Raw genomic sequence first — 12,216 nt, forward strand, 5'->3', positions numbered from 1 at the left:
CACCCGCCGCCCGACCACCACCCCTCAAGGAATCGCTAGCGATGCAAACCCTGATTGGAGAAACCAGTGTCCAAATCACAATTCCCGGCACTGTCGCGGCGCGGATTCATCGGCCTGGCCGGTGCGCTTGCGGCGGGTACCGCGCTGACCGCATGCGCGGGCAGCGGCGGTGGCGGCAAGCAGTCCGGTGACGCCAACACCATCACCTTCTGGTCGAATCACCCTGGCACCTCGAAGGAACTCGAGGCCGAGCTGATCAACCGGTTCCACGCGAAGTATCCGGACCTGAAGGTCAACCTGGTCGACGCAGGTAAGAACTACGAGGAGGTGTCGCAGAAGTTCAATGCGGCGCTGTCCGGCGGGGAACTGCCCGATGTCGTTGTGCTGTCGGATGTCTGGTGGTTCAACTACGCGCTCAACGGCACCATCGAACCGCTCGATTCGCACTTCGCCGACGCCGGGGTCAAGCTCGACGACTACGTCGATTCGCTGGCCGCCGACTATGTCTTCAACGGTAAGCATTACGCGCTGCCGTATGCGCGCTCGACACCGCTGTTCTACTACAACAAGGACGTCTGGGCGAAGGCCGGTCTGCCCGACCGCGGCCCGCAGAGCTGGCCGGAATTCGACGAGTGGGGTCCGAAGATCCAGTCGGTGGTCGGCGACGGCAAGCTCGCGCACGGCTGGGGTGACGCCAAGAACTACCTGGCCTGGACGTTCCAGGGCCCGAACTGGACCTTCGGCGGCGCCTACTCCGACCAGTGGACGCTGAAGTTCACCGACCCCAAAACCATTGCGGCGGGCCAATTCCTGCGCGATATGATCCACACCAAGAAGTACGCGGGCATCAAACCGCAGATCGCCGTCGACTTCGGCACCGGCGTCATCGCCTCCACCATCGCCTCCACCGGCGATCTGCGGGGCATCCAGAAGAATGCCGAGGGCAAACTGCAATTCGGCACCGCATTCCTGCCGCATCCCAACGGCCCCGGCGTCACCACCGGCGGTGCCGGGCTGGCGATACCGTCGCGGATCTCGGATCAGCGGAAGGTGAACGCGCTGAAGTTCATCGAGTTCATCACCAATGCCGCGAATACCGCGTACTTCTCGCAGGGCACCGGTTACATGCCGGTGCGCAAGTCCGCGGTGACCGATCCGAGCGAGGTCGACTTCCTGGCGAAGAATCCGAATGCGAAGGTCGCCATCGAGCAGCTCGCGGTCACCAAATCGCAGGATTACGCGCGGGTTTTCGTGCCGGGCGGTGACCAGATCATCGGCACCGGGCTGGAGCAGATCGGTCTGCAGAATGCCGATCCGGCAACGGCTTTCGCGAATGTGGCCAGTCAGCTGCAGACCATTATCGACCGGCAGATCACGCCGAAGCTGCCCAAGTAGTACCGACCAAGAGGGAGATCGACGCCGTGGCAACAGTGCACTTCGACGGGGTGACGCATCTGTATCCCGGTGCGCAGGCGCCCGCCGTCGACAACCTGGAGCTCGATATCGCCGACGGGGAATTCATCGTCCTCGTCGGCCCATCGGGTTGTGGCAAATCGACCAGTCTGCGGATGCTTGCCGGATTGGAATCCGTAGCGACGGGTCGCATCCTGATCGGCGGTAAGGACGTCACCGGACTCCCGCCGCGTGCCCGCGATGTGGCGATGGTATTCCAGAGCTACGCGCTCTATCCGAATATGACGGTCGCGCAGAATATGGGCTTCGCCCTGCGCAATGCCGGAATGAACAAGGCGGACACCGCGGTTCGAGTGCAGGAGGCGGCCAAGATGCTCGAACTCGAGCATCTGCTCGACCGCAAACCGGCGAAACTTTCCGGCGGGCAACGCCAGCGCGTTGCGATGGGGCGCGCCATCGTGCGCCGACCCCAGGTCTTCTGCATGGACGAACCGCTGTCCAACCTGGATGCGAAACTGCGGGTGAGCACCCGCTCCCAGATCGCCGCGCTGCAGAAGCGTCTCGGCACCACCACCGTCTACGTCACCCACGACCAGGTCGAGGCCATGACCATGGGCGATCGGGTCGCGGTGCTGCGCGAAGGGAGGCTCCAGCAGATCGCCAAACCCCGTGAGCTCTACGACGATCCGGTCAATACTTTCGTCGCGGGGTTCATCGGCTCACCCGGCATGAATCTGCTCGACGCCCCGGTTCGCGACGGTGCCGCCGTCCTTGGCGACCTGCGAATTCCCTTGCCCCGTACCGCAACCGGCAAGCGGGTCATTGTCGGCATCCGTCCGGAATCCTGGGAAACCACCACCGAAACCGATAACAGCCTCGCCGTGGCCGCCGAACTGCTCGAGGAACTCGGCGCCGAATCCTTCATCTACAGCCACGGCGTCACCGATGAATGGAACAGCCGCTCCGGCAAGGTGGTGGCGCGGGTGGACCGCCGCTTCCAAGTGGCACTCGGTGATCGCCTGCGCCTGCGCCCGAAACTCGACGAGATCTTCTTCTTCGACGGCGAAACCGAGGAACGCCTGCGCTGAGCGCGCGGCGTCCTCGGCCCAGCCGCGTGCTCACCAGATCTTGACGCGCTGCGCGGGTTCCAGATACAGCTCGTCGCCAGGCTGCACATCGAAAGCCTCGTGGAAGCTGTCGATATTGCGAACCACCGCATTGCAACGGAATTCCGGCGGCGAGTGCGGGTCGGTGGCGAGGCGGCGGATGGCCTCCTCATTGCGGGCCTTGGTCCGCCACACCTGTGCCCAACCGTAGAAGACGCGCTGCAGACCGCTCAGATCGTCGATGACCGGCGGCTCCTCGCCTTCGAGCGAGATACGGTAGGCGACCAGGGCAATGGACAGCCCGCCCAGGTCACCGATGTTCTCGCCGATGGTGAATTCGCCGTTGACGGTGTGGTCGTCGGCCAGCGCCTTGGGTGAGAGCACGTTGTACTGGTCGATCAAAGCCTTTGTGCGCTTACCGAATTCGGTGCGATCGGCATCGGTCCACCAGTCGATCATATTGCCGTCGCCGTCGTACTTGGCGCCCTGATCGTCGAAACCGTGGCCGATCTCGTGACCGATCACCGCGCCGATGCCGCCGTAGTTGGCGGCGTCGTCGGCGTGCATATCGAAGAACGGCGGTTGCAGAATGGCCGCGGGGAAGACGATTTCGTTCATGCCCGGGTTGTAGTAGGCATTCACCGTCTGCGGGGTCATGAACCATTCGCCGCGATCGACGGGACCGCCGAGCTTGTTCAGATCGCGATCGTGTTCGGCGGCATAGCCGCGTCGGTAGTTGCCGACCAGATCGGACGGGACGATGACGATGGCGGAGTAGTCGCGCCACTTGTCCGGATAGCCGATCTTGGGCGTGAACTTCTCCAGCTTGGCCAGCGCGGCCGCCCTGGTATCCGGCCCCATCCAGTCCAGCTCGGCGATATTACGGCGGTAGGCCTCCTGCAGATTGGCGACCAGCTCGACCATCCGTGCCTTGGCCTCCGGCGGAAAGTGTTCGCCGACATACAGTTTGCCGACCGCCTCACCGAGCAGATCCTGCACCAGCGAAACACCGCGCTTCCAGCGTTCCCGGTTCTCCTGCGCGCCGGTCAGGGTGCGACCGTAGAAGTCGAAGTTCTCCTCGACGATCGCATCGGTGAGATAGGCGGCCCGCGAACGCAACAGCCGCCAGATCGCCCACGCCTGCCAGTCCGCGAGCGGTTCGGCCGCCCAGGTCTGCGCGAAGGTGCGCACGTAATCCGGCTGGCGTACAACCACTTCGGCGAACAGTTCGGGACCCGACTTCGCAATACCCTCGGCGAGCGCGGCAGTCCAGGCGTGCCAATCGAATTCCGGATGCTCGGCGACCAGCGCGTCGTAGGTGGTGAGGTTGTAGCTCAACTCGGCGTCGCGGCGGCGCACCACATCCCAGTGCCCGGCCGCGAGCTTGCGCTCCAATTCGAAGATCCGCTGTCCGACCGTCGCCGGGTCGGCGGGCAGCAGCGCGGCGATCTGCGGTTCGGCGGCGGCCAGCGCGAACATCCGGCCGATGTGCTCGACATATCGGTCCCGGATCTCGGCGAATTCGTCCTGCCGGTAGTAGGACTCGTCGGGCAGCCCGATCCCGGACTGGGTGGCGTGCACCAGATACCGGTTGGAGTTCTTGTCGTCGGTGTCGACATAGAAACCGAGCGCGCCCCCGACGCCGGTGCGCTGCAGGCGACCCAGTAGCGCGGCGAAGGCGCTGCGATCGGCGACCTCGTGGATCTCGGTGAGTTCCCCTGCGATGGGCGCCAGCCCGAGCGAGGCCACCGTATCGGTGTCCATGAAGCTCGAGTACAGATCGCCGATCTTGCGCGCATCACTGCCGTGCGGCGGCGCCGAGTCGGCGGCCTGCCGGATGATCGTCTGCACATCCAGCTCCGCCTGGTCGTACAGCGTCCGGAAGGCGCCGTCGACCGCACGATCCGCCGGTATCTCATAGGTATCCAGCCACCCGCCGTTGACATGGGCGAACAGATCGTCCTGAACGCGCACGGCGTGGTCGAGGTGGGAGAGGTCGATACCGGAGGGACTGCTCAGATCGGAAGTCACGATGTCCAGTATGCAGAGATGGGGCGGAGGCCGCCGTCGCCGAGGTTGGCCCCGGCCGCGTCACGGCCGGGGTAGGCGGTCAGGCGGGCAGGATGATGCGATCGAATTCGCCGTCGCGTGCGCCGGCGATGAACGCATCCCACTCTTCGGGCGTGTAGGAGAGGGTGATATCGCCGTGGCGCAGGGTAGCGCTGCCATCGGCGCAAGTTCGTGCGATCAGCTCGTTATGCGATCGGCCGCTGTTGAGAAGGTTGATGAACGAGGTCCAGAGGCTCGCGGTGACGGTGATGATGGGCTCTTCAGCGGGGCGGTTGGCCGGGTTGCGGCGGTATTTGCTGTCACGGATGAGCACCGCGTCACCATCGAACCGGACTTCGACGCATTGATTGCCGTTGTTCGATCGACTCGACGTGAACCAGTCAGTGAAAACCGACCGGAGGGTAGCGGTGGTGGCCATGGGCAGGATTTTACACTCGTGCATACCTGCTGATCAGGGCCAATGATGCTGCACGATTCAACGATTGTTCCAGTGCGCGAACGTAAGCGAAGCTCAAATCGCGCACCTGTTCCGGATCGTCGACCGCGCCACCGAAGACCGCGCTCTCGGCCCACGCGAAGGTCGGCAGCTGTTCACCGGCGAAGTCGATCAGGTGGAAACTGGACCCGCCGAGCACCGCGCCCGCCTTCGCCGCGAACGGGATGACGCGCACCTCGATATTGTCGAGTTGCTCGATCGTCTTCGCCAGATACTCCAACTGTCCGCGCAGCACCTCCGGCCCACCGGTCTGCTGCAACAGGGTGCCCTCACCGATGACCGCGGTCAGTTCCACCCGGCCCTTGCCGCGCAACCGCTCCTGCCGCCGCATCCGAATGGCTACCAATTGCTCGACCTGAACCGGCCGGATCATCACATCGGCACTGATGAGCGCCCGCGCGTAGTCCTCGGACTGCAGCAGACCCGGGAAAACCAAACTGTCATAACTGCGAATGCTCTGCGCGCCGAACTCCATGCCGTACAGCCGCTGCAGTTCCGGCCCGATCAGGGCCGACGATTTGGCCCACCAGCCGCGCTGCTTACTCGCCTCCAGCAGCGTCAGCAACTCCCCGCGTTCCTCGGCATCCACCTCGAGCAGTTCGAGCACCGGGCCGATGGTGTTCGTGGTGAGTACGCGTCGCCCCTTCTCGACGTGCGACCAGTTCGCCGGGGTGAACCCGACCCGCTTGGCGAAGGTGGCCGAATCGAAGCCGCGCTGTTCCCGCAATTCGCGCAGGCGCAGCACCAGCTCCCAGCGAGCAACGGTCGGGGAAACGGGCGCCATGGCTCGAGATGGTACGCCGGAAATTTACTCGGCGTGTGACTATTGTCAAGGAACTTGTGCGGGTCTAGTGTCGATTTCAGCGGCAACCTTCGGTTTTACGTCGATCCACTCAAAGTCGAGGCGAGGTTCGTCATGAGTACGTCGCGAATGGAATCGGGTAGCTACCTGGCAGCCCAGGATTTCGTCGCGGCCCAGGACGCCCTGGCGCGATGTCGCCGCTATCGCAAGGACAACGGTCTCTACGGGGTCGTCGATCCGGGACTCGGGCGAATTCTGTTGGAAGTCGGCGCGGTCGGCGCCGTCGTCATGCCCGCGGTACTCGGCAAGCGGGTGCACGCCTACCTCCTGGCCAACTACGGGCGGACCGGACCGATCATCGCGCATCCGCGCTCCAGCCGTTGGTCCTTCCTGACCGGTCCGACCGATAACTCGTACCTGGATATGACGCTGTTCCCGGAGTTGTTCCGGGTCTGCGCTTCGGTGGCGCTGCCCGGCAGCCGGATCGTGCTGCCCTCACCGACCGACGAGCTCAGCGGCTACCGGATCTGGATCGCGCCGCCCGAGGGCGACTACCGCCCCGAACTCGGCGATGTCATCACCGCCACCCGGACGTGCGCGAACAGCGGCGCGTCGGTCGTCAACGGCATCGAGGGTGTTGTCAAGGGGTCGGGCGCGGAGTGAGCGTCACGCTGAAGCTCTGCTCGATGCTGTGCTCCCACTTGTCCCGGCACTCGTTTTGTTTGGTCTGATCGTTGCCCGCCTTCTGCAGACAGTCCAGATAGTCCTTGCCACCCGAGTCGACGAAGAAGCTCCAGCCGACGATGCTGAGCACGACCGCGGCGACCAGCGCGAGCACACCCAGGATCAAGCCGGTGACCGCCATGCCCGTGCCGCCCGCGCTGCCGGAACGAATCTTGACCAGCGCGATGATGCCGAAGATCAGCGCGAAGAAGCCGAACAGATAACCGCCGATCAGCGTCCAGCAGCTCAGGAAGCCGAGGATGCCGAGCACCAGTGTGGTGATCGCCAAGCCCTTGCGCTTGGGAGATTCCTGCCAATAGTTCGGCTGTCCCTGACCCGGCGGCGGTGGGTACTGACCCGGTGGCGGATATTGACCGGGCGGCGGATATTGCGCCATGGGACTTCCTCTCAGCCGGTGCGCCTGCGCTGCAGTCGCCTTCTGATCGCACTCCCTGGGATGTTGATGCCGAGGGGGTTATTCCGAGCCGAGCCGCGCGTGCATCTCCCAGACCAGGATCTCCGCCGGCCTGTGGGCGGTCACCAGCTGCCCACCCGATCTGGTCAGGCGCACGGCGTCACCCGCGTACAACGGACCGACGCCCTCCATCTCCACTTCGCCCTTTGCGACGAACAGATGCAGGTACGGCGCATCGGGTAGGTCGATCGCCTGCTCGGTTTCCCCGCTGTCCGCCAATCGCGCCACATGCATCGCCGAATGGCTGCTACCGATGGCGATCGCGGTCCGATCGCGATAGCGCGGCAGGCCGGAGGCCACGGTCACCAGGCCGCCGCGGGCCAATTCGTCGTCGATCTCGAGCTGCTGATATCCGGGCTCCGAGCCCGGTTCGTCCGGCACCACCCACATCTGCACGAAATGGACCGGCTGGTCGTGTTCGGTGCCGTGGTCCAGACGCCAGGAGTCGTTCTTCTCCGAATGCAGAATTCCGGTGCCCGCGCTCATCCGCTGCGCCAGACCTGGATAGATGACGCCGCTGTGCCCGAGCGAATCCTGGTGCACCAGCGAGCCGCCGAGCACCCAGGTCACGATCTCCATATCCCGGTGCGGATGGGTTTCGAAGCCCTGACCAGGGGAAACAATATCTTCGTTATTGACGAGCAGCAGCCCGTGATGGGTGTTGTCAGGATCGTAGTGCTCCCCGAAGGAGAACGAGTGCTTCGAATCCAGCCAAGACACGCGCGTTTTCATGCGATCGCCGCCGCGATGGACATCGATGTGTGGTGTCGTGAGTGTGGACATCGTGGTCCTCCTCTCGGGACCGTGCACCGATCACCTTTCAGGGTAGGAGCACTTACGACGTGGTACTCCGAATTCCTAGTAAATTGTCCTGCACTCGGCATTTTACGCGAGCTGATCTTCGTGAGTGACGTGCAAGGGAGTCACTCGCGGCTGCGGGTGAACGGCAGGCGAGCAGTACCGACCGGTTAGTCGAGTCGCCGGTCGGCAACCGACGGGGGTCTGTACGCGCGCACGGCGGATTCGTAACATCATGTGCCACAACGGAATCGGAGGTGACGAACGGATGCGAACCGAGGTGCTCGCACGCATCGAGCGGCAACTCCGCGATGCGGCAGAGCGCGACGGGATCAGCGATTTCGTCGTCGGTGTCGCGGTATTCCGCGATCGCAAACTCCTGGTAGTGCGCCGCGTACCCGACGATTACCACGGCGGCATGTACGAACTGCCCGGTGGCGGAGTCGAATCCGGGGAGACCCTGGCCGAATGCGTGGTACGGGAACTGTTCGAGGAGACGGGGCTGCGGGTGCGCGCCATCACCGAGTTCCTCGGCGACTTCGACTACGCCACCAGGACCAAGCCCCGAGTGCGCAAGTACAGCTTCATCGTCGAGGTGGCGCCCGGCGAGGTCGCGCTGGCCCCGGGCGAACACGACGCCTTCGCCTGGATCGATGCCGCGACATTGGCGGATCTGCCGATGGCGCCGGATATGCGCGAGGCGGTCAGTGCACTGATCGCGGACGGGATTCGCTGATCGAGCGAGAGCCGCGGGGCAGGTAGCCTCTGGGCGTGTCTACTGGTCGCACCGACGGCAACACTCCCGCGGACGCGCGGCCGGTTTCGCTACAGACGGCGCTGCGCGAGAGTCCCGGCGTGCTGCGCTTGGCGCTGATCCGCTTTACCGGTCAGTTCGGTGACGGCATGTTCCAGGCGGCACTGTCCGGCGCCATTCTTTTCAACCCGGAACGGGAGACCGATCCGCTCGCCATCGCGGCCGCGTTCGCGGTATTGCTGCTGCCGTACTCACTGATCGGGCCGTATGCCGGTGCGCTGCTGGACCGCTGGGATCGGCGAGCGGTGCTGCTGGTCGCCAATGCGCTGCGGGCGGTGCTGATCGCAGCGGTGAGTGTCGGGCTGGTGGCGGGCAGCAGTGAGACACCGTTGTTGTTGCTCGCGCTTGCCGTGGTCGGGGTCAGCAGGTTCGTGCTCTCGGGCGTGTCGGCTGCGTTGCCCCGAGTACTCGATCAACACTGGCTGGTGCCCGCGAATTCGGTGCTGGCCACGGTCGCGTCCGGATGTGCCGGTGTCGGCGCCGCGGCGGCGGTCGCGATCATCGGGTTGATCGGCGCGGGTGATTTCGCTTCGGCGGTCGCGGTGGCGATCAGTGCCGTGTGGTCGGTCTGCGGTGCGATATTCGCGGCCGGATTCGGGGCCGGGGTGCTCGGTCCGGAGCCGGGGACCGCGACGCGCGACAGCGCGGTGCGAGCGATCGCGACCGGTCTGCGTCACGGTGCGGCCGCGGTCTGGGGAGCGGTTCAGGTCACCACCGCGATGATCGGCATCGGCACGCATCGGATCGTGTTCGGCACCAATACGCTGATCATGGTGCTGGTGCTGCGGCAGGCGCCCGCCGACGGCGGCGGCGCGAATACCGGACTGACCCGATTCGGGCTCGCCATCGGCTGTACTGCGGCCGGGATGTTGGTGGCGGCGGTCGTCGCACCGGTATTGATTCCGCGGCTCGGCCGCTCGCGCACGGTGGTCCTCGGGCTGTTGACCGCGACCGTGGTGCAGTTGGCGCTGGTCACCCCGACCGCGATCGCGACGGCGGGGACCGCGGCACATCGAGCGCATCAATTGCTGCTGGTCGCGGCATTCCTGTTCGGGCTCGCGGGGCAGACCATCAAACTGACCGGCGACGCGACCATGCAGATCGATATCGATGACACCAGGCGCGGTCAGGTTTTCGCATTGCAGGACACCGTATTCAATATCGCGTTCGTGCTCGCGATTGTGCTCACCGCGTCGGTGATACCGGCGGATGGGCGCTCCATCGGCGTGGTGCTGGTCGGCGCCGGAATCTACTGCGCCGGAATAGTGGCCATTGCCGTCAACAGTCGACGGGTGCCGGTTACTCGCTGAACGGCATTGTCGGATAAGTGGATTCATCGCCCGACCAGGTCCGGTGATCCCGAAGCGCGGCTGGTTCGATCGGAGCTTGCGGATCGAACCAGCGCGAATCCCGCGTCGGCTCATCGTGATTCGACAAGGCCGCGCCGACTTGATCGGCGGCGAGATGATCCGGCTCGGGCTCGGTGCGCTCGATCCAGGCCAGGTGTTCGCTGTCCGCATCGGCCGGGCTGCCGGTGATCTGGTGATTCCAGGTGCCGTTGCCGGTCGGATCGGTGAAGAAATGGTCGAGTACGCCGTCGTCGTCGAGATCCAGCCCGGCCACATCGGCAACGCCGGTGCCGTGCGAATCCCAGAGCACGTCGTCGACCAGGCCGTCGCCATCGAAGTCGAGTCCCACCGCATCGCCGATGCCCGATCCGGATAGATCCAGATCCGTCTGGCTGGTCCAGACGTGCACCGTGCCGTCACCGGTTCCGAACACGTACTCGATCTCGTTCATATCTGGTTGGACGCGACTGCGCCCCATCCGGTTCCACCCTTCGCGCGATTCGGTCGGGTAAGTTGATCTCCCACCGACCCGAATCGACAGGGAGTCAACAACGGATGGGATTTCGGCCGAGCTGTGCGCCCGCAATCCTCGGCACGCTGCTCGCCGGAGCGCTGACCGTACCGACGCCCGTCGCGCAGGCCGCGCAGCATCCGTGGTCCCCGCCGCCGGTGAACAGTTGTGGCGAGATCGGATTCGACCCGTTGAACCGGGCGCCGGATCCGAACGCACCGCCACCTCCGCCGCTGCCGCCTTTGCCGCCGCAGATCGATATCCCGTTCCCGGTTCCCGAGATCACGCCGGTTCCCGTTCCTGATCCGCCGCCGGACAACACCCGCATCGATCCGGAACCGCTGCCCGCCGACCCGTGCCGCAATCCGTGCCCGGATGTTCGGGATACGCCGAAGCCCTCGGATCCCGCCACCGATCCGGCACCGGAAAACGCGCCCGGCACCGGGTCCAGCTCCGGTTCCGGCACCGGCTCGAGCTCCGGTTCGAGTTCGGGTTCCGGCTCGATCCGCCTGCCGCGCATCGAGTTCCGTCCAGAGATCGAACCCATTCCGGTCCCGGTGCCCGGCCCCGACGGAATCGAACCTCAACCTGCGCCGCCGCCGATCGTGCACCCGGCCGAACCCGGACCGCTGACCGCCGCCATCGCCCCGCCGCTGGTGGAATCGGTGGATCTGGTCGGTCAGGTGACCGGGCACGGTTCGGCGAACCGCACCGATATGCGCTGGCAGGTCGACGGCACCGACCTCGGCATCATGTGGGAGACCAAACCGGGCGAGGTCGCCGTGGCCTTCGGCGACACCTTCGGCGACGGCTGGACCAGTGGCGGGGTGGGCGGGCCCGACTGGCGCAGCAATGTGCTCGGCTACAGCACCGACCACGATCTCGCCGACGGACTCGGCATCGACACCATGGTCCAGGACAGCCGCTGTCACGCCACCGAACTGCTGCCCAGCCGCAAGATCAAGAACTGGGAGACGACCACCATCCCGACCTCCGGGTTCGCGCTCGGGCAGCGCCAGTTCATGAGTTATATGTCGGTGAACCACTGGAGCCGCATTCCCGGCCTGTGGTCGACCAATTACGGCGGACTCGCGTACTCCGACGACAACGGCCGCACCTGGGTCAAGGATCAGCATGCCCGATGGGACAACTTCTTCGGGCTCGGCCGGTTCCAGGTGGCGGCCATGGTGCCGCAGGGCGATTACGTCTATATGTTCGGCACGCCCAACGGGCGGGTCGGCATGATCGGCCTGGCCAGGGTGCCGAAGACCGAGGTGCTGAACAAATCGGCCTACCAGTACTGGGTGGGCGGCACTTGGGCCCCTGCGGCCGAAAACCAGGCCACGCCTTTGGTTCTCGGTATGGCAAGCGAGCTGTCGGTGCGCTTCGACAAGGACACCGAACAGTGGCAGATGGTCTATCTGGATTCGGCGCGCGCTGCGATCGTGATGCGCACCGCGGCAAGCCCGCAGGGCGCCTGGACCGATGGTGTCCAGCTGGTCTCCACCGACGACTACCCGAAGGCCTACGGCGGCTTCATCCATCCGTGGTCGACCGGCGAGGATCTGTACTTCACCATCTCGGCGTGGGATACCTACAACGTGTATCTCATGCACGCGAAACTCGATCCGCCGCACTGATCGCGCTCGGATCCGCGCC

The 12,216-nt window shown here is 65.1% G+C and carries 12 protein-coding genes; 6 read left to right on the forward strand and 6 right to left on the reverse strand.

Going from position 1 to position 12,216, the window contains the following annotated elements:
• Window positions 1–66 precede the first annotated feature (66 nt).
• Complete coding sequence (locus tag ACQPZ2_RS43855) at window positions 67–1,395, forward strand: ABC transporter substrate-binding protein (RefSeq protein WP_433523689.1); 1,329 nt, start codon at window positions 67–69, stop codon at window positions 1,393–1,395.
• Between the two features lie 26 nt (window positions 1,396–1,421).
• Complete coding sequence (locus ACQPZ2_RS43860) at window positions 1,422–2,501, forward strand: ABC transporter ATP-binding protein (protein WP_433523690.1); 1,080 nt, start codon at window positions 1,422–1,424, stop codon at window positions 2,499–2,501.
• 30 nt (window positions 2,502–2,531) lie between these two features.
• Here the strand turns inward: ACQPZ2_RS43860 and ACQPZ2_RS43865 are convergent, their stop codons facing one another.
• The 3 genes from ACQPZ2_RS43865 to ACQPZ2_RS43875 form a co-directional block, all read right to left on the reverse strand.
• On the reverse strand, window positions 2,532–4,559 hold the full coding sequence (locus tag ACQPZ2_RS43865; protein WP_433527697.1) for a M13 family metallopeptidase: 2,028 nt from the start codon (window positions 4,557–4,559) through the stop codon (window positions 2,532–2,534).
• 70 nt (window positions 4,560–4,629) lie between these two features.
• The gene (locus ACQPZ2_RS43870; protein ID WP_433523691.1) at window positions 4,630–5,007 is read right to left on the reverse strand and encodes a DUF397 domain-containing protein; all 378 of its coding nucleotides are present in this window, start codon (window positions 5,005–5,007) and stop codon (window positions 4,630–4,632) included.
• Window positions 5,008–5,017: 10 nt separating this feature from the next.
• Window positions 5,018–5,869, reverse strand: a complete 852-nt coding sequence (locus tag ACQPZ2_RS43875; protein ID WP_063042458.1) for a Scr1 family TA system antitoxin-like transcriptional regulator — start codon at window positions 5,867–5,869, stop codon at window positions 5,018–5,020.
• 132 nt (window positions 5,870–6,001) lie between these two features.
• On the opposite strand from ACQPZ2_RS43875, the gene ACQPZ2_RS43880 reads away from it, so the two are divergent.
• Window positions 6,002–6,550 (forward strand): hypothetical protein, encoded by a 549-nt coding sequence (locus ACQPZ2_RS43880; RefSeq protein ID WP_433523692.1) that lies wholly within the window; start codon window positions 6,002–6,004, stop codon window positions 6,548–6,550.
• On the opposite strand, the gene ACQPZ2_RS43885 is transcribed toward ACQPZ2_RS43880, so the two are convergent.
• On the reverse strand, window positions 6,528–7,007 hold the full coding sequence (locus ACQPZ2_RS43885) for a DUF4190 domain-containing protein (protein ID WP_433523693.1): 480 nt from the start codon (window positions 7,005–7,007) through the stop codon (window positions 6,528–6,530). The two genes, ACQPZ2_RS43880 and ACQPZ2_RS43885, sit on opposite strands and share 23 nt — an antisense overlap.
• A gap of 78 nt (window positions 7,008–7,085) precedes the next feature.
• A complete protein-coding gene (locus ACQPZ2_RS43890) occupies window positions 7,086–7,868 on the reverse strand; it encodes a pirin family protein (protein ID WP_433523694.1) in 783 nt (260 codons plus the stop codon).
• Between the two features lie 283 nt (window positions 7,869–8,151).
• On the opposite strand from ACQPZ2_RS43890, the gene ACQPZ2_RS43895 reads away from it, so the two are divergent.
• Both ACQPZ2_RS43895 and ACQPZ2_RS43900 read left to right on the forward strand, forming a co-directional pair.
• Window positions 8,152–8,619, forward strand: a complete 468-nt coding sequence (locus ACQPZ2_RS43895; RefSeq protein WP_433523695.1) for an NUDIX domain-containing protein — start codon at window positions 8,152–8,154, stop codon at window positions 8,617–8,619.
• 35 nt (window positions 8,620–8,654) lie between these two features.
• On the forward strand, window positions 8,655–10,007 hold the full coding sequence (locus ACQPZ2_RS43900; RefSeq protein WP_433523696.1) for an MFS transporter: 1,353 nt from the start codon (window positions 8,655–8,657) through the stop codon (window positions 10,005–10,007).
• On the opposite strand, the gene ACQPZ2_RS43905 is transcribed toward ACQPZ2_RS43900, so the two are convergent.
• Complete coding sequence (locus ACQPZ2_RS43905; RefSeq protein ID WP_433523697.1) at window positions 9,997–10,497, reverse strand: hypothetical protein; 501 nt, start codon at window positions 10,495–10,497, stop codon at window positions 9,997–9,999. The genes ACQPZ2_RS43900 and ACQPZ2_RS43905 overlap by 11 nt on opposite strands.
• Window positions 10,498–10,601: 104 nt before the next feature.
• Here ACQPZ2_RS43905 and ACQPZ2_RS43910 point away from each other — a divergent pair, with 104 nt between their 5' ends.
• Window positions 10,602–12,197: a DUF4185 domain-containing protein gene (locus tag ACQPZ2_RS43910; RefSeq protein WP_433523698.1), complete on the forward strand. Its 1,596-nt coding sequence runs from the start codon at window positions 10,602–10,604 to the stop codon at window positions 12,195–12,197.
• Window positions 12,198–12,216 lie beyond the last annotated feature (19 nt).

The sequence above is a fragment of the Nocardia pseudovaccinii genome (assembly GCF_050942345.1).
GTDB lineage: Bacteria > Actinomycetota > Actinomycetes > Mycobacteriales > Mycobacteriaceae > Nocardia > Nocardia pseudovaccinii.

Excerpts from the sequence above, each read along its gene's own strand:
- ACQPZ2_RS43870 (WP_433523691.1), bottom strand. The coding sequence starts at position 5,007 with ATGGCCACCACCGCTACCCTCCGGTCGGTTTTCACTGACTGGTTCACG.
- ACQPZ2_RS43875 (WP_063042458.1), bottom strand. The coding sequence starts at position 5,869 with ATGGCGCCCGTTTCCCCGACCGTTGCTCGCTGGGAGCTGGTGCTGCGC.
- ACQPZ2_RS43880 (WP_433523692.1), top strand. The coding sequence starts at position 6,002 with ATGAGTACGTCGCGAATGGAATCGGGTAGCTACCTGGCAGCCCAGGAT.
- ACQPZ2_RS43885 (WP_433523693.1), bottom strand. The coding sequence starts at position 7,007 with ATGGCGCAATATCCGCCGCCCGGTCAATATCCGCCACCGGGTCAGTAC.
- ACQPZ2_RS43890 (WP_433523694.1), bottom strand. The coding sequence starts at position 7,868 with ATGTCCACACTCACGACACCACACATCGATGTCCATCGCGGCGGCGAT.
- ACQPZ2_RS43895 (WP_433523695.1), top strand. The coding sequence starts at position 8,152 with ATGCGAACCGAGGTGCTCGCACGCATCGAGCGGCAACTCCGCGATGCG.
- ACQPZ2_RS43905 (WP_433523697.1), bottom strand. The coding sequence starts at position 10,497 with ATGAACGAGATCGAGTACGTGTTCGGAACCGGTGACGGCACGGTGCAC.
- ACQPZ2_RS43910 (WP_433523698.1), top strand. The coding sequence starts at position 10,602 with ATGGGATTTCGGCCGAGCTGTGCGCCCGCAATCCTCGGCACGCTGCTC.